At 63.6% G+C, this 16291-nt stretch carries 15 protein-coding genes and 2 pseudogenes; 11 read left to right on the top strand and 6 right to left on the bottom strand.

What is annotated here, in order from left to right; all coding sequences use genetic code 11:
• Positions 1-17 precede the first annotated feature (17 nt).
• A complete protein-coding gene (locus Q1L50_RS02230) occupies positions 18-2330 on the bottom strand; it encodes a transposase family protein (protein ID WP_300335575.1) in 2313 nt (770 codons plus the stop codon).
• A 98-nt stretch (positions 2331-2428) separates the two neighbouring features.
• Here Q1L50_RS02230 and Q1L50_RS02225 point away from each other — a divergent pair, with 98 nt between their 5' ends.
• The gene (locus tag Q1L50_RS02225; protein WP_300335573.1) at positions 2429-2848 is read left to right on the top strand and encodes a hypothetical protein; all 420 of its coding nucleotides are present in this window, start codon (positions 2429-2431) and stop codon (positions 2846-2848) included.
• A gap of 216 nt (positions 2849-3064) precedes the next feature.
• Here the strand turns inward: Q1L50_RS02225 and Q1L50_RS02220 are convergent, their stop codons facing one another.
• Both Q1L50_RS02220 and Q1L50_RS02215 read right to left on the bottom strand, forming a co-directional pair.
• A complete protein-coding gene (locus Q1L50_RS02220; protein WP_300335572.1) occupies positions 3065-3508 on the bottom strand; it encodes a hypothetical protein in 444 nt (147 codons plus the stop codon).
• Position 3509: 1 nt separating this feature from the next.
• The gene (locus tag Q1L50_RS02215; protein ID WP_300335570.1) at positions 3510-3833 is read right to left on the bottom strand and encodes a helix-turn-helix domain-containing protein; all 324 of its coding nucleotides are present in this window, start codon (positions 3831-3833) and stop codon (positions 3510-3512) included.
• 144 nt (positions 3834-3977) lie between these two features.
• On the opposite strand from Q1L50_RS02215, the gene Q1L50_RS02210 reads away from it, so the two are divergent.
• From Q1L50_RS02210 to htpX, 7 genes and pseudogenes are all read left to right on the top strand, one after another.
• Positions 3978-4523, top strand: coding sequence for a hypothetical protein (locus tag Q1L50_RS02210; RefSeq protein WP_300335568.1), 546 nt, complete (start codon positions 3978-3980; stop codon positions 4521-4523).
• A gap of 356 nt (positions 4524-4879) precedes the next feature.
• Positions 4880-5926, top strand: a pseudogene (locus tag Q1L50_RS02205) (DUF4914 family protein); the annotation flags it as partial.
• Between the two features lie 244 nt (positions 5927-6170).
• A pseudogene (gene floA / locus Q1L50_RS02200) lies at positions 6171-7138 on the top strand (flotillin-like protein FloA).
• The gene (locus Q1L50_RS02195) at positions 7135-7482 is read left to right on the top strand and encodes a hypothetical protein (protein WP_300335567.1); all 348 of its coding nucleotides are present in this window, start codon (positions 7135-7137) and stop codon (positions 7480-7482) included. Before floA ends, Q1L50_RS02195 begins: the two are co-directional and overlap by 4 nt.
• Complete coding sequence (locus Q1L50_RS02190) at positions 7479-8054, top strand: YqaA family protein (RefSeq protein WP_300335566.1); 576 nt, start codon at positions 7479-7481, stop codon at positions 8052-8054. Before Q1L50_RS02195 ends, Q1L50_RS02190 begins: the two co-directional genes overlap by 4 nt.
• Positions 8055-8061: 7 nt before the next feature.
• Positions 8062-8967: an ion transporter gene (locus Q1L50_RS02185; RefSeq protein WP_300335564.1), complete on the top strand. Its 906-nt coding sequence runs from the start codon at positions 8062-8064 to the stop codon at positions 8965-8967.
• Positions 8964-9842, top strand: a complete 879-nt coding sequence (htpX, locus tag Q1L50_RS02180; protein ID WP_300335562.1) for a protease HtpX — start codon at positions 8964-8966, stop codon at positions 9840-9842. Before Q1L50_RS02185 ends, htpX begins: the two co-directional genes overlap by 4 nt.
• Positions 9843-9940: 98 nt before the next feature.
• On the opposite strand, the gene Q1L50_RS02175 is transcribed toward htpX, so the two are convergent.
• Positions 9941-10171 carry a DUF2789 domain-containing protein gene (locus tag Q1L50_RS02175; RefSeq protein ID WP_300335560.1) on the bottom strand — a complete coding sequence of 77 codons (231 nt, stop codon included), beginning with the start codon at positions 10169-10171 and terminating at the stop codon, positions 9941-9943.
• A gap of 512 nt (positions 10172-10683) precedes the next feature.
• Here Q1L50_RS02175 and Q1L50_RS02170 point away from each other — a divergent pair.
• The 3 genes from Q1L50_RS02170 to Q1L50_RS02160 all read left to right on the top strand — a co-directional run bounded on the left by Q1L50_RS02170 (position 10684) and on the right by Q1L50_RS02160 (position 14184).
• Positions 10684-12330: a peptide chain release factor 3 gene (locus Q1L50_RS02170; protein ID WP_300335559.1), complete on the top strand. Its 1647-nt coding sequence runs from the start codon at positions 10684-10686 to the stop codon at positions 12328-12330.
• A 141-nt stretch (positions 12331-12471) separates the two neighbouring features.
• Entirely contained in the window at positions 12472-13155 is a 684-nt protein-coding gene (locus Q1L50_RS02165) for a YceH family protein (RefSeq protein WP_300335558.1), read from the top strand.
• A 288-nt stretch (positions 13156-13443) separates the two neighbouring features.
• Positions 13444-14184, top strand: a complete 741-nt coding sequence (locus Q1L50_RS02160) for a c-type cytochrome (protein WP_300335556.1) — start codon at positions 13444-13446, stop codon at positions 14182-14184.
• 12 nt (positions 14185-14196) lie between these two features.
• On the opposite strand, the gene Q1L50_RS02155 is transcribed toward Q1L50_RS02160, so the two are convergent.
• The gene (locus Q1L50_RS02155; RefSeq protein WP_300335554.1) at positions 14197-14757 is read right to left on the bottom strand and encodes an NUDIX hydrolase; all 561 of its coding nucleotides are present in this window, start codon (positions 14755-14757) and stop codon (positions 14197-14199) included.
• A gap of 56 nt (positions 14758-14813) precedes the next feature.
• Complete coding sequence (nuoN, locus tag Q1L50_RS02150; protein ID WP_300335667.1) at positions 14814-16286, bottom strand: NADH-quinone oxidoreductase subunit NuoN; 1473 nt, start codon at positions 16284-16286, stop codon at positions 14814-14816.
• Between the last annotated feature and the right edge of the window lie 5 nt (positions 16287-16291).

The raw sequence follows: 16291 nt of genomic DNA, 5'->3' as shown, positions 1-16291 counted from the left end.
CACGCGGGCGCCCGTCTCTAGCGGGTGCCCGTTTCCTTTCTGGCCTTGGCCATGTTCTGTTCGGCGCGGAATTCCGGGATCGTCTGGAAGCCGACGTAAAAGCGCCGCTGCCAGGCTTCCTCCAGCACCTCCACGTCGCCGCCGTGCGCCTTGACCAGCGCGTCGTACTGCAGCCACAGCTCGTATTTCTCGCGGTTGGTCAGCCCGGCCAGCGGCGTGGCGTGTGCGTGCGCGGCCGGCAATGCGGCGACGTTGGTCGGTGCTTCGGCCATCGCCCTGGCGGCCTGCGCCGACAGTTCGGCGGCGCGGCTGGAGGGCTTGGGACCGGCCAGCGCGTCGCTCGCCTTGCCGGCTTCGGCGAGGCCGTGGCTGCTGTGGGTGCTGCTCTTGCCGCTGGCCTTGCCGAAATCGCCCAGCACCAGCTTGCCGGCCGCCGCGGCCTTGTCGGCGAGGAGGCGGTCGAGTACCTCGGCCGTCGGCGCCAGCCCCTTGGTTTCGGCTTTCAGGCGCTTTTTCTGCTCGGCCAGCCGTTCGCGCTGTATCTTTGAGGCCGCCACCGCGATCTGCTGCCGGTCGGCGCCAGTGCGCTCTGGCGCCTCGGCGATGCAGACGAAGTTCTTGCGGAAATAGACGACGATCCGCCCCAGATCCGGCGTTTCATACACGTCCACCACGCTGCCGACGTCGATCAGCGCCAGATCGGCGGCCTGGAACCACGTGCCGTCGAGCCGAATCCCCTTCTTCTGCACCGTCCGCTGCCCGCCATTGGCCGGCTTGGCCAGCAGTAGGTCGAGGCTGCGTTCACTCGTGATCCGCCGCACTTCGCCGGTCCACGAGGCGGCCTTTTCGAAGGGACTCATCGCGATGCCGGCGTGCTCGCGCTGCTCGTAAATGCCGGCCAGCCAGGTGTTGATCCGCTCCTGCATCACTTCGGCGGTCATGGCCTCGATGCCCAACTCGCCGAAGTCCACCAGTTCTCCCTTCCTGGCCAGCCGGTCTGCGAACGATCGCCGCGCCTCGATGGCTTTTCTGTCGGCGACCGAGTGCCCGGAAAAGTGGGGTAGAAGCTCCAGGATCGAGTGATTCAGCGTGCCGATCGCCCGCTCGACGTGGGGTTTTTCTTCCGGCGAGAAGGGTTGCGTCGTTACATGCGTGATCCCAAGCGCCTGCAGGACGTGCTTGAAGTGCTCCGACTGGTAGTCCTGCCCGTTGTCGGTCAGGATTTCCTTGGGCACGCCCCACAACAGCAGCGCGAGACGCAGCGCGAAGCAGTGCGTCTCCGTCCGTGGCGTGCGCGCCACCACCACCAGCATGCGCCGGCTCCAGATGTCGATGATCACGCTCACCGTGTGCCGCTTCTTCTTGCCGTCGGTATCGAGCAGCAGCCAGTCCGCCGGCGTGGCGTCCATCTCCCAGCGGTCGTTCAGGCCGTGCACATCCTCGCTGCAACTGCCATAGGCCAGCAGGCTCTGGTTCTTCCACGCGTCCGGGTTGGTCGCCTGCAGGTACAGCTCGCGGTTGTTGTCGATCCAGGTTTGCTGGTAGCGGCGCACCTGGTCGTAGCTCGGTGGGTTGAAGAGCTGCTCGCCGCTGTCGCGGTCGGTCGAGGCGGTCTTCAACAGCTCGTGCAGCTGCCCGGTGCGGATGCCGGGGCGGTCGAGCATCAGTTTTTTCGCCGCCGCCGCCAGCAACGGGGTCGCGGAAAACACGGTCTTGCCGGCAAGCGCCGTGCCGTTGCGACGGTCGGCCAGGGCGGCGAGATTGCCCTTCTGGTAGACGCCGACCCAGCGCTGAACCGAGCGCCCGGAGACATCGGGAAACGCCTCGCGAACGGCTTTCGAGACCGGGATTTCGCCGAGGTTGTAGGCGTGCGCGTAGAGTGCCCAGCTCGCCGATTTATTGATCGGCTGTTGGGCTTTGGCGAACCACACCTGCCAGCCTTCGGCGATCGCGCAATGCGCGTTCAGCGAGAGGGCTGCGTGTGGCGAGATGCCGCCGGCGAGGTCGCGCAGGATCGCTTCGCCCTTCTGCCGGCGCTCGGCTTCGACGGCCTCTTGCTTCGTCTGCAAGTCGGCCAGGTTGCTGACGATGGCAGCAAGCACCTGCTGCTCGGGCGACGGGTTGGCTAGTGCCGCCTCGTTCTTCTCTTTGAGCCGGATGAGCTTGAGGATGGGGGCAGGGGGGGCGTATTCGAAGCCGCCACCACGCCCAGCGCGCGGGCGGCTTTCCCATTCCTCACGCGCGGCCAGAGCTAGCCAGTTCTTCTTGGCTATCGGGTATCCCGCGAGATTCATAGCAGCCAACTCTCTGGCCGAGTAATGAGTTTTCATGCGGGATACCTACAAAGGGTGAGGGGCCATCGAGCGCCGTTAAAATGGCCGGGCAGGCTCGCAATCTGCAAATCCATCAAACTCGCCGGAGACCCCTCATGGAAGACGAAACCGAAACGACGCCCGAAGAACTTGCCGAAGAACTCACCGAGCTGGCGGCTTCCTGCTCGCGCTTTCAGAAGCGATACGAGGCCAGCGTGGATGTCCTTGAACTGGTCATCCGGAAGCTGTTTGACGATCCGGAGAAGGCCAAGAACCTGGCCTACGACATCGAGACACTCGCCGTTGAGCGAGAGTGGCTTGACGAGGGGAACCCCGCCATTCCCTGGCTGCGCAAAGTGCGCGACGACCTCTTGAGCTGGTTTCACCTGGCGCCCTTCGTTCAGCAGGCTATTGCACGCGGGGAGCTGCGGCCGATTCCGCTGCGCGAGCGGCTCTCCGTTGTTTCCAGCGAGCGGACAACTCCTCAAACTCATTGCGTTCCTCCGCCCGACCCGCGGCCCGAAGAGGAGCAATAGCCTCCCGCCAGCGCTTCTCCAGCGCCGCGACACGCAGCCGCTCGGCTTCGGCCTGGCGGCGATCCCGCTCGTTGAGAGCTGGGCCGATGATGGACAGCACCAGGGCTGTCCACAGCGTTTTGATCTTCATTCCGTTACCTCCAATCGTCCGTTTCGTGCTCATCCAGCACCCCCATCTGCCCCGGCCAGAAGGCCAGATCACCCGTTCTGCCTTGTTCATTTCTTGCTCCAGGTGCTGGTTAACATCGCCTCCAGCGCCCGCTTGCGGGTCGCCAAAGCTTTCTCTTCCTGATGCAGGCGAGCCCATTCGAGCAGCGCTCCGTCTTCTGTCGTGACTACCTGTCGGCCGCCTCGCTTGCGGGCGTAGAGAGCCAGCAGAACGTCACTGCCGATCGCCGCATCGAAGGCCATGGCGCGCCGCAGGCTGATTTCCCTGCCCTCTTGGGCCTGGCTGGTGTAGCTGTTGAGGGTCGCCTCGCTCAGACGCTCGCCCAGGTGGAAGCTCATCTGCTGCACGATCGACTCGCGGCTCAGGCCACGTTTCAACCGGGCCGATTCGATCTCCTGGGCGATCGTTGCCGCGATTTCGATCGCACAACCCAGCCCGCCAGGCTGGTCTGGCGCATCGCTGAATAGGTCCGGTTCGTGACAGTGGTTCATGTCAGTTTGTCTGGTCCGTTTCGACCAACGCGGGCTTGGCGGCGGTGCTAGACTGCACATTCACTAACCGGCGCCAGAGACGCCAGTTGCTGCGCAGCAGTTCGGGGTCGTAACGGCTCGGCCAGATCTCTACCGGGGTCGCGCCTAGAGCGCTGGCAATCACCCGCTCGACTTTGGGATAGGGGACGTGCAGCGCTCGCTTGATCACGTCAGGATTCAGGCCCTTTTGGATGGCAAAGGCCACCATGGAGCCGTACTCGGACCGGAGGCGGTACTTGATGTACTCGCGGGTCCAGTCCTTCTTGGGGGCTGGTTTTTTGGCCATGTCAAAAGTTCTGTTGGTTATTGACACGGCAAAGTGTAATGCTGTAACAGTCACGGCGTCAAGCGTAACAGTTAAATTTTCTGGTGGTAGCGGATGTAAATCGCTAACTGTTTGAATGTATGTGAACTATTGGACAGTAACGCCATGACAGAAACCGTTACTCAGCGTAACAGTTATTCGGTGTCCGAGTTGGCAGACATGCGCCTGCCTGGATTTCCAACGACGAGACAGAATTGGTATCCACGGGTCAAGGGTTGGGAGTTTGTCGAGAGGCGTGGGAGGGGTCCTGCAGGAGTGGTGCGCGCGTACATTCCGCCGCCCGAAGTTCTGGCGCTGATCAAGGCGCAGGAGGGCGTCGAACGGCCCGACGGGCCGATGCGGGCTACCGCTCGGCAGGCGCCGACGGCCCCCGGCCTCGCTCAGGCTGAAGAGCCTGGCACGTTATCGCGCCAGGAAGGCCCAGCGCCCGACGAAGCTCCATTCGATTCTCAAAAAGAGCTTTTAGAAGCGGTACTTAGAGTGATGGAATACAAGTTTCGCAAGGGGCAGGTGCCGCCTGAGACTGTCGATTTGGCGCTGGAAATGTGCGCCGCCTGGTTGCCGATCTCCGCCGAGTATCCAGAGCTGGAGGCCCGCATCAAGGCGATGGCGAGCGCCTACGCTTTCCTCAAGTCCGGGGGCGGCTCGTGAACGCAAGACGGGCTTGGGATCGCTCCCAAGCCCGTTAAACACTCTTCCCGCACGTAAAAAGCTTCGTCCTGGTTGCGCTCGCGCGGATAAATCGCACCTCGGTTTAACGCGCACCAGGTGCAGCAACCTGCGTCACAACCTCAAACGCCGCACCATCCAAAGCCACATCGTTTTCTGTGGGCAATTATCCATTCGCCGGGCAATCGAGCCGGAAATCCGGATATTTTGTGCCAAACGTAAAATGCCGCCGATTTTTCGCCCCCCACCCCGCAAACCCTTGTCCCGCAAGCCTTCCAGCCCGGCTACCCCAGAAAACACCGCCTTCGGTTCTGTGCCAACTGCCCCCCACCCTCACAAATGTGCTGTCGGGTGAACGCCGCACCCTCGTGCTGCCGCACAACTGCGAGCTACGCGCGGTGACCGACGACATGGCCTTGTGCCATCCGTCGCTCGGCAAGCACGATGGGCGCCTGGCTTTGATCGATGCCGAGCAGGGCTGGTTTGTGCGCGTCAATCACATCACCCACTACGGGACCGACCCCAACCTCGAGAAGATGACCATCCATCCAACCGAGCCGCTGTTGTTTCTCAACATCGATGCCCGCCCTGGCGCCACCGCACTGATTTGGGAGCACATCGAGGACGAGCCCGGCAAGCCGTGCCCGAACCCGCGCGTGGTCGTGCCGCGCAAGGCAGTGCCGGGCGTCTATCAGGGCGCCGTGAATGTGGACATCCGCAGCTTCGGCGTGCGCTGTCCACCCAACACCATCGAGAACCCGACCTATGGCATCATCGGCCTGTTCCATCTGCTGCCGCCGGCGCTGGCCTGGCTGTGGCGGCTGGTGGCGCCGCGCGGCCATGCCAATCCGAGCATCGTGGCTACCGAAGGCATGACTTCGGAGGGCGTTGGTTCCTACTGGCCGTTCGCTACCGGACGCATGGTCGACCAGGCAAATCTGCTGCTCGATCAGATCGTCGCCACGCCGCGGATGAAATACATCTTGTGTCCCAATCAGCATGTGGGCGCGTGGGAGACGGGCTTCATGCCGCAATGGATCGCCCGCGAGTATCTCGCTCGGCGCGGTGGCGCGCGTTTCTCGCGAGTGCAGGTCGCTCCATCGCGCTGCCCCTTGCTCGGCTTCGCGATGAAGAGCGTGGTGGTCGAGGGACAGACGATTCCCGGGATCCTGCTGCAAGTCGAAAAACAGGCAGAGGTCGGAAACTCCGCCTATGACCTGGGCGCCCGGCAACTGACCGATTTTTTCCACAAGGAGTTGACGCAGTTCCTGGAAGCCGACCTCAACCCCCTCGGTCGCACGATCATTGAGTGTTGCCTGGCTGGCGGTTCGGTGGACGACTACGTGGCCCTGCTCCCGATTCCCGTTCTGGAAGAGGATGACTAAAGCAGGAATCGGAATCCTTCATCCGGGAGCCGTCCCGGCCGGGATGGCGGTGCCAGGCTTGCGGCCTATGGCCCCGAGCCTGGGACCAGGCGAGTTGCCGTTCGTCTCCAGCTTCAACCTTTTCAGCAGCCTGCCGGGTTTCATGAACAGCAATGAGTAGCCGCGGCTTCCGCGGCGATCGTCGTGCGGCGAATACCGCACATCGGCAACAACAAGATAGAAAATGATCGATATCCTGAACAACATGACCGGAGAACTGGGCATTCTCATGGTGGCGGTGGCGGCGCTGGTTCTCTATCTGGTGCCCATTCCGCTGTGGATTTCCGCGTGGGCTTCCCGGGCCTACTTGGGACTATTCACGCTGATCGCCATGCGCCTGCGCCGCGTTCCGCCGGCGACGGTGGTGACGGCAAGAATCAGCGCGGTGCAGGCCGGCCTGGAAATTTCCATCAACGATCTGGAAGCCCACTTCCTTGCCGGCGGCAATGTCGTCCGCGTGGTCAAGCCATGATTTCGGCGGACATGGCCAACATTCCCCTGCCCTTCAAGCAAGCGGCAGCCATCGATCTGGCCGGACGCAATGTGCTCGAAGCGGTACAGATGTCGGTGCTGCCCAAGGTGATCCAGACCCCGAAAATAGCCGCCGTGGCCAAGGACGGCATCCAGCTGATTGCCGTTTGCCTGGTCACCGTGCGCACCAACATCAACCAGCTGGTGGGTGGCGCCGGCGAGGAGACGATCATCGCGCGCGTCGGCGAGGGCATGGTCAGCACGATCGGTTCTTCCGCGAGCCACAAGAGCGTGCTGGAGAGCCCGGATCACATTTCCACGCATGTTCTCTCCAAGGGCCTGGACGCGGGTACGGCCTACGAAATTCTGTCAATCGACGTCGCCGACGTGATGGTGGGCGAGAACATCGGCGCCAAGTTGCAGATCGACCAGGCCAATGCCGACAAGCAGATCGCCCAGGCCAAGGCCGAGGAGCGTCGCGCCATGGCCGTCGCGCTGGAGCAGGAGATGCGGGCGCGCGTCGTGGAATCCGAGGCCGAAGTGCCGCGCGCCATGGCCGAGGCTTTCCGCCAGGGCAATCTGGGCATCATGGACTACTACCGCATGAAGAACCTGCAGGCCGCTACCAGCATGCGCGAAGAGATCGCCAGCGCCGATAACGCGCCGCTTGCCACCAAGCGAAACCAGGAAGAATCTCCATGAAAGGCATCCCTGAGGAACTGCTCTATGTCCTGGTGTTTCTGGCCATCATGTTGTTCCAGTACCTGACGAGGCGATTCGGACCGAAGGCGCCGGAAGAGCCCGCCTGGGACGAGCGTCCTTCCCAAGTCCCCGAGGAACTGGAGGACATCGCGGTGGCATCCGCGGTTCCTGGCGTGGCCGACGCCATTTCCGGCCGCAGCGATGTGCCCGTGGTCGTGCCGGTGCGACAGCGTTTTTCCCGGAACTCGCTGATGGGCAGCCGGCGCGCGGTGCAGAACGGGGTGGTGGTCGCGACAATCCTTGGACCCTGCCGTGCTCTTGAACCGCACGATGTCCGGCAATGAGACTGTTTTCATCACTCTATCGCCGGACCATGGTCTGGTCCCGGCATCCGCACGCGCCCTGGTACCTGGGCGGCATGAGCTTTGCCGAATCCTCGTTCTTCCCGATCCCGCCGGACGTGATGCTGGCGCCGATGTGCCTCGCGCAACCGCGGCTGGCGTGGCGCCTCGCGCTCCTGACGACACTGGCCTCGGTGGCGGGCGGGCTCTTCGGTTATGGCATCGGCTACTTCGCCATCGACGCCGTACTGCCGTGGTTGCACGAGAGCCGCTATTGGCTGGCCTATCGGACGGCGGTCGAGTGGTTCGGGCTCTGGGGCTTCTGGGCGGTGTTCATCGCCGGCTTCTCGCCGATTCCCTACAAGGTCTTCACCATCGCCGCCGGCGCCCTGTCGATGGCCCTGTTGCCTTTCGTCGTCGCTTCGCTGATCGGGCGCGGTGCGCGTTTCTTCCTCGTCGCCGGGCTGATGGCCTGGGGCGGCGCGCGCATGGAGGCAGCACTTCACCGGTACATCGACCGCCTGGGTTGGGCAACGGTTGCGCTGCTGGCGCTGGCCTTGCTGGCGTATCGCTGAAACGACCATGCGCACGAAGATGAATGACCATCCGGCAGGCGACACACGCCAGCGGGTTCGCGCCTGGCTCGAGCAGCCGCGCGTGCAGAACTTCATCATCGGTCTGATCCTGCTCAATGCCGCCTTGCTGGGCCTGGAAACATCGGCCAGCGCGCTGGCGGTGACCGGCGGGCTGATCGTCCTGCTTGACCGTGCCATCCTGGCGGTGTTCGTGGTCGAAATCGTCCTGCGCCTTTACGCCCAGCGCGCGGCCTTCTGGCGCGACCCGTGGAGCGTCTTCGATTTCGCCGTGGTCGCCATCGCGCTGGTCCCGGCCACCGGGCCGCTGGCCGTACTGCGGGCCTTGCGGGTGCTGCGCGTGCTGCGCCTCCTGACCATGGTGCCGTCGATGCGACGCGTCGTCGGGGCCTTGCTGGCGGCGATTCCGGGCCTCGGCTCGATCGCTCTGGTGCTGCTGATCGTCTACTACGTGTTCGCGGTGATTGCCACCAAGCTGTTCGCCGCGACCCACCCGGAATGGTTCGGCGACCTCGGCCGCTCGCTCTATACACTGTTCCAGATCATGACCCTGGAGAGCTGGTCGATGGGCATCGCCCGCCCGGTGATGGAGAACTTCCCCTACGCATGGGCTTTCTTCGTCCCCTTCATCCTGGTGGCGACTTTCACCATGCTCAACCTGTTCATCGCGATCATCGTCAACGCCATGCAAAGCTACACCGACGCCGAGCAGCACGACACGAAACTGGCCGTGGTCGCGGCCCGCGAGCACATCGAAGCCGACCTGCACAGCGAAATGCGCAGTCTGCGCGACGAAATCAGCGCCTTGAAAGCCATGCTTGCGGTCAGCGCAACAGCCTCGTCCACCTCTCGCCAAACCCCGTCGCCAGACCCCACCGCCAAGGAGAACCCGTGAAACGCATCTTCCTCTTCGTCGCCACCAACATGGCCATCGTGCTGGTGTTGTCGGTCAGCATGCGCCTCCTGGGCGTCGAGCCCTATCTCAACGCCAGCGGGCTGAACCTCACGTCGCTGCTGATCTTCGCCGCCGTCATGGGTTTCGGCGGTTCCTTCATCTCGCTGGCCATCTCGAAGTGGTCGGCGAAGAAGGCGATGGGCGTGCAGGTGATCGAAACGCCAGCGAACTCGACCGAATCCTGGCTGCTGGAAACGGTGCACACGTACGCGGCCCAAGCCGGCATCAAGATGCCCGAGGTGGGCATTTTCGACACCCCCGAGGTCAACGCCTTCGCCACCGGCATGAGCAGGAACAGTTCCCTGGTCGCGGTTTCCAGCGGCCTCTTGCAGCGGATGTCGAAGCGCGAAGCCGAAGCCGTCATCGGTCACGAAATCGCCCACGTCGCCAACGGCGACATGGTGACGCTGGCGCTGATCCAGGGCGTGGTGAACACCTTCGTCATGTTCCTGTCACGCGTCATCGGCCACCTGGTTGATCGCGTCGTGTTCAAGACCGAGCGCGGCCAGGGGCCGGCCTTCTTCGTCACCATGATCGTCGCCGAACTGGTGCTCGGCGTTCTCGCTTCGATCATCGTCATGTGGTTCTCGCGGCAGCGCGAATTTCGCGCCGACCGGGGCGGCGCCAACCTCGCCGGGCGCCAGCACATGATCGCCGCGCTGGAGCGGCTGAACTCGCTGCATCCCGCACCCCTGCCGGAAAAGCTGGCAGCCTTCGGCATCAGCGGTGGCGGTGGCGACGGCATCAAGCGCCTGTTCATGACCCACCCGCCGCTGGCGGAACGTATCGCGGCGCTGCGCGCCGGGCATGGATGAAGCCATGGCAGAAGCAGCTGCCAGTGACGGTACGTGGAGAAGTTGTCAGGGTTAGCGCCTGATCATCGGCCGAGCGCGCCGCGCTCGACATCCAGCGATCAGGCGAGGAGTGAAGACAGGGTGTCCACCAGTTCAGCCCAGTCGGCGTCGGCACTGATCTCCTCGCTGAGGAACTGCGCCTGGCTCGGCGTCCAGAATGGTGCTTCGGCCAGGGGAAGTCCGTGCGGCAGCGGCCGGTGACGGGCAATAAAATCCTCGATGCTCGCCGAATCATCCGGCAAGCCGAGTTGGCGGAATAGCTCGCTCAGCGTGTGAACAGTGTTTTCCATCGTGATCCTCCTCGTGGTCAGAATTGATCCGGACGGTTTACTGGCCCTTGGCCGTCGGCGATCACCGCCTGCCGGACCGGCGCCACTTGCTCACCGGATCGACCAGCCTGCAACTGCCGAACGAGCCGGCCAGCGATCCCCGCACCGCAGGGAGATCCATGCGTCGGCCCGTGCGGCGACCAGCACGGTGCCCGGCAACGTCATCATGGCCCCGGACGGCAGTTTGCGCAATCGGGCCCCGGTTTTCGACCGCGATTGCCGGCCGGTAGTGCCGGGCGAAGATCACGGTGACGGCGGGGCGATGCAGCCCGGCGTCAATGACGCTGCAGGGATCAGATCGACCGCCCGAAGCCAGCGCGCGGCTGCGCAATTCATCCCGGCACCGCGCCCCAGGCGGCGCGGTTCCCGCTCGGGGCCAGTCTTGCTATAGTGCAGCCTGCACGCCGCCAGTGGGTCAGCCTTCTCTTTCCCGACCGGCGGCTTTCTGTTTTCTTGCCGTCGAAAGCTTTCTGATGAGCACCACCCCCAGCGATTCCCCGAACGACAGCCCGGACGACGGTCAGTTTCCTCCGGGGATCCTGCGCGACGTCGCCAGGCGGCGCACCTTTGCGATCATTTCCCACCCCGATGCCGGCAAGACGACGCTGACCGAGAAGCTGCTTCTGTTCGGCGGCGCGATCCAGCTCGCAGGCACGGTCAAAGGACGCAAGAGTGCTCGCCACGCGACCTCGGACTGGATGGAGGTGGAGAAGCAGCGCGGCATCTCGGTGACCAGCTCGGTGATGCAGTTCGAGTATCAGGGGCACACCGTCAACCTGCTCGACACGCCAGGCCACGAGGATTTCTCGGAAGACACCTACCGCGTCCTGACCGCTGTCGATGCGGCGGTGATGGTGATCGACGCGGCCAAGGGCGTCGAGGCTCAAACCATCAAGCTGCTCAACGTCTGCCGGATGCGCAACACGCCGATCATCACCTTCGTCAACAAGCTCGACCGCGAGGTCCGCGAGCCCTTCGAACTGCTCGAGGAAATCGAGTCGGTGCTGGGCATCGAGTGCGCACCGATCACCTGGCCGATCGGCATGGGCAAGACCTTTCGCGGCGTCTATCACCTGCTCGACGATCGCCTGCTGCACTTCGCCGCCGGCCAGGAGCGGCGCAGCGAGTCCGAGCGCCTGGAAGGTCTCGGCAACCCGCTGCTCGATGCGCAGTTTCCCGGCGAGGTGGGCAAGCTGCGCGAGGACGTCGACCTGATCCAGAGCGCCAGCAGCCCGTTCGACCTGGTCGGTTTTCTCGCCGGCCACCAGTCGCCGGTATTCTTCGGCTCGGCAATCAACAACTTCGGCGTTCAGGAAATCCTGCAGGCGCTGCTCGACTGGGCACCGCAGCCGCAGGAACGCGACGGCGGCACGCGCCTGATTCAGCCCGGCGAAAAGGCATTCACCGGTTTCGTGTTCAAGATCCAGGCCAACATGGACCCCAAGCACCGCGACCGGATCGCGTTCTTTCGCGTCTGCTCGGGCCGCTACAGCCCGGGAATGAAAGTCAGGCACGTGCGTCTCGATCGCGAGATCAAGCTGGCCAATGTGCTGACCTTCATGGCCAACGAGCGCCTGCTGATGGAGGACGCGGTGGCCGGCGACATCATCGGCATCCACAACCACGGCAACCTGCACATCGGCGACTGCCTGAGCGAAGGTGAAACGCTGGCCTTCAAGGGCATTCCCTACTTCTCGCCGGAGCTGTTTCGGGTGGCTCGGCTGCGCGACCCGCTGAAGAGCAAGCAGCTGCAGAAGGGCCTGCAGGAGCTTGGCGAAGAGGGCGCGATCCAGGTCTTCGAGAATCTGGGCAGCGGCGCGCTGCTGCTCGGCGCGGTCGGCACGCTGCAATTCGAGGTTGTCGCGCAGCGCCTGCAAACCGAGTACAAGGTCGATGCGATCTTCGAGTCGGCGGACATCTACACCGCGCGCTGGCTGACGTTTCCAGATGACACCACCCGGCGCGGTTTCGAGCGCGAGCAAATGCACCGCATGGCCAAAGACGTTGACGGCAACCCGGTGTACCTGGCGAGCACGCGCTACAACCTTGAAGTGACCAGCGAGAAGTGGCCGCGGGTCGCCTTCCACGACTCGCGCGAACACGGCCAATTGCTGGCCTGAGCGGGCGACGGAAAGTGGCCGGTCGCGGCGAATGGCCAAACCGGCAATGTCGCTGAAGCCAGACGCCGCCTGGCTAGCACCGCGGCTCCGACGACTGAACCGCAGCCCCCGCACCCCCCCACAGACGGAGCTACTGACTTAATGGCCCAGATTTCCGATACCTTGCAGACCTTGAGCCTTCTCGAAGCGCGCATCCTCGGTGTGCTGATCGAGAAGGAAAAAACCACTCCCGACGCCTATCCGCTGACGCTGCACGGACTGTGCGCCGGCTGCAACCAGAAATCGGCGCGCGAGCCGGTGATCAGCGTTGGCGAAAGCGAGGTGCAGGCCGCACTCGAGGACCTGCGCGGCCGCGTCCTGGTCATCGAAACCTACGGCGCTTCCGGCCGCGTGCTGCGTTACGCGCAGAATTTCGCCCGGGTCTATGGCGTGCCAGCGGCGGCTGTGGCGCTACTCGCCGTCCTGATGTTGCGTGGACCGCAAACCGTCAGTGAGTTGCGCGCCAACAGTGAACGCCTGTACCGCTTTGACGATTCCTCGTCGGTTGAAGCGTTTCTGGAAGAACTGGCCGCGCGCGCCAGCGGCGCTCTGGTGACCCGTCTGCCCAGGCAGGCCGGAGCGCGCGAACATCGCTGGGCGCACATTCTTTGCGGGGCCCCCGCGGCTGCGGCCGAAAAAGACGCGCCGCTGCCGGGAAAAGACGGCGAGCACCGCCAACTCGAAGAGAGAGTCACCCGGCTGGAGTGTGAAGTGGCCGAGTTGCGGGCAGCCGTCAAGGCGCTTGCTGGTGCACCGGGCGACTCCCCACCGCCGGCGGACCGATGAGTCATTCCGGCGCCGCCGCACTTCAGGCCTCGTCGACCATGTTCCGGTCGAAGTGGCGGCCGCGACCGGCGAGATGGAACGACGTACACCGAGCTCTCGCTGGCGCGCTCGGCTGTTGTTTCGATTACTATACTGACAGCAGACATGCGATGCTGGCCGAGAGGAGCAGGATCAAGGCTTCGCGACCGACGGTCCGGAAGGCCACGTCGCCAAGCTCATCGACGGCGAAAGCGGTTCGCAAGCCCTTTTCTTGGAGCGGTTCCCTGCAACACCTGAAAGGAGAGGACCATGTACATGTCGCTGATCGTTGCCGTCACGCTGTCTCTGGCCGCTAATGTTGCCCTGGCTGAAACTGCCAGCAAGAAAAGCACGGCTGCAGAGACGCCGGACCTGCAGTGGAACGTGCAGAACGCCGAGACGATCCAGGCCCTGAGGCTGAAGGGTGATGTCAAGGCCGGCGAGGAGGACTACCGGGCCTACTGCGAGTCCTGCCACCTGCCGACCGGCGGCGGCACGCCGGACGGCAGCATTCCGCAGTTGGCGGGACAGCACGCGACCGTGATCATCAAGCAGTTGGCCGACATTCGATCTGGCTTGCGAGACAACCCGGCGATGTATCCGTTCGCCACCAGGCTCCCTGATGCGCAGTCTCTGGCAGACGTCGCCGCGTATATCGGCACGCTCTGCGTTCCACGCGACTCCGCGAAGTATGAAGCCCCCGATGGCCCCAAGCTGGTCGCCTATGGCAAGGTACTTTACGACAAGGAATGTGCCCAATGCCACCAGCCCAACGGCGACGGCGTCAAGGAGAAGTCTTACCCGGTGATCGCAGGCCAGCACTACCCGTACCTGCTGCGTCAGATGATAGCCATCCGTGATGGCAAGCGTGGCAATACCCACCCGGAGATGAGGCGGGCCATCGCCAGGTACGATAATGCCCAGTTGGCGGCGATCGCCGCCTACCAGGCCATGCTGTCCACCCAGGTCCGGAAATGGACAACCGAGCCGCGCTACTGCAAGCCATCATGAACGGCGGCGCAGTCACCAGCCACCGAGCAACGCTTTCTCGGCCCAGAACAGTCCGGTGATCGTCTTCGCGTCGGTGATCTCGCCGCTTCTCACTGCCGTCAGCGCGTCCGCCAGCGAGAGGCTGAGAACGTCGAGAAATTCGCCACGGTCCAGATTGGGAGCCGCTTCGCGGCGCAACCCGCGGGCAAGAAAGATCTCGATCCGCTCGTCGGAATAGCCGACGCACGGGTGCATCACGCCGAGGTAGCGCCACTCGCTGGCCAGGTGGCCGGTCTCTTCGAGCAGCTCACGGGTGCCGGTATCCAGGATCTTCTCGCCCGGGTCGATCTTGCCGGCAGGCAACTCGAGAATGGTGCGACGCAGCGGATAGCGATGCTGGCGGACGAACAGCAGGTGGCCGTCGTCGAGCTGCGCGATGACCACCACTGCGCCCTGATGCTTGACGTATTCGCGCTGGCAGTCGCCGCCGTCCGGTAGGCGCACCCGGTCAAGGCGCACGTCGAGCAGCTTGCCGCGAAACACCTGCGTGCTCTCGATCTGCTTCTCACGCAGGTGTGGATAATCGTCTTCCATTCGCTAGCTCCCACTGAAAACGCCCCGTCTGGCGGGGCGTTTCGGTCAACGGCCGGTCAGAGCGAGCGCAGCAGCGTGAAAGCACACAGCGACATCAGCGCCTGAGGAAATATCCCGAGCAGGGCGACGGCCAGGCCGTTGGCGGACATCAGCAGCTTCATGTCCATCGGTGCCTCGATCAGCGCGGTGTTGGTCGGCTGATCGAAGTACATCAGCTTGACCACCCGCAAGTAGTAGAAACAACCGATCAGCGAAAACAGCACGGCGGTGACCGCCAGCCACAGGTAGCCAGCGGCGACAACCGCCTGCAGGACCGAGAACTTGGCAAAGAAGCCGACGAAGAACGGCACCCCGGCCATCGAGAACATCATCATCATCATCACCGCGGCGAACCACGGGCTGCGCTTGTTGAGTCCCTTGAAATCGTCGAGTTCGTCCGACTCCAGACCACCGCGCGCCAGCAACAGAATCATGCCGAAGGTGCCGGCACTGGTCAGCACGTAGGTGATGACATAGAACATCGACGAGCTGTAGGCGTTGAGCGCAAAGCGCGCGTCGCCATCGACGATCCCGGTGACCAGGCCGAGCAGCATGAAGCCCATGTGCGAGATCGCCGAATACGCCAGCATCCGCTTGAGGTTGCTCTGGGCGATGGCGGCGATGTTGCCGATCGCCATCGACAGCACCGAAAGCAGGATCAGCATCGTCTGCCAGTCGTGGGCGAGGACGATCAGGCCATTGACCAGCATCCGGATGACGATCGCGAAGGCCGCCAGCTTTGGTGCGGTGGCAATGAGCAGGGTGACTGCCGTCGGAGCACCGTGGTAGACGTCTGGAATCCACATGTGGAAGGGGACCACGCCGAGCTTGAAGGCGATACCCGAGACCAGGAAGACCAGGCCGAAAATCAGAATCGTCTTGTTCGCCTGCCCCATGTACAGGCGTTCGGCAACCGCCGTGATCTCCAGCGTACCGGTCGCCCCGTAGATCATCGACATGCCGTACAGCAGGAGACCGGAAGCCAGCGCCCCGAGCACGAAGTACTTCATTGCCGCTTCGGTCGCCGGCACCGAATCACGGTTCATCGCCACCAGCGCGTAGAGCGACAGCGACAGCAGTTCAAGACCCACGTAGACGGTCAGGAAGTGGTTCGCCGAAATCATCACCATCATGCCGAGGGTGGCAAACAGCACCAGAACGTAATACTCGCCCCTGGCCATCTGCTCGCGCTCGAGAATATAGCCGCGCGAATAGAACAGGACGACGATCACCGTCAGGTAGAGCAGCAGTTTCAGCAGGTCGCCCATCAGGTCGGCGACGTACATGTTGCTGAAGGTGTAGCTGATCTCGCCGGAACTGGTGGCGAAGGTAACCACCGCGGCGCCGACCAGCGTCAGCTGCGTGGCGACGAAGATGACCGTTCGCTGCCTGTCCTTCACGAAGAGATCGAAGATCAGGATCATGCAGGCCATCGCCAACATGAAGATCTCCGCACTGGCGAGGCGGAGGTCAGGGGTCTGAAACTGCATTTCGG

Source organism: Accumulibacter sp. (assembly GCF_029255145.1).
Classification (GTDB): domain Bacteria; phylum Pseudomonadota; class Gammaproteobacteria; order Burkholderiales; family Rhodocyclaceae; genus Accumulibacter.
Note: the sequence above shows the minus strand (reverse complement) of the source record. Positions and strands in the feature narration are given on the sequence as shown.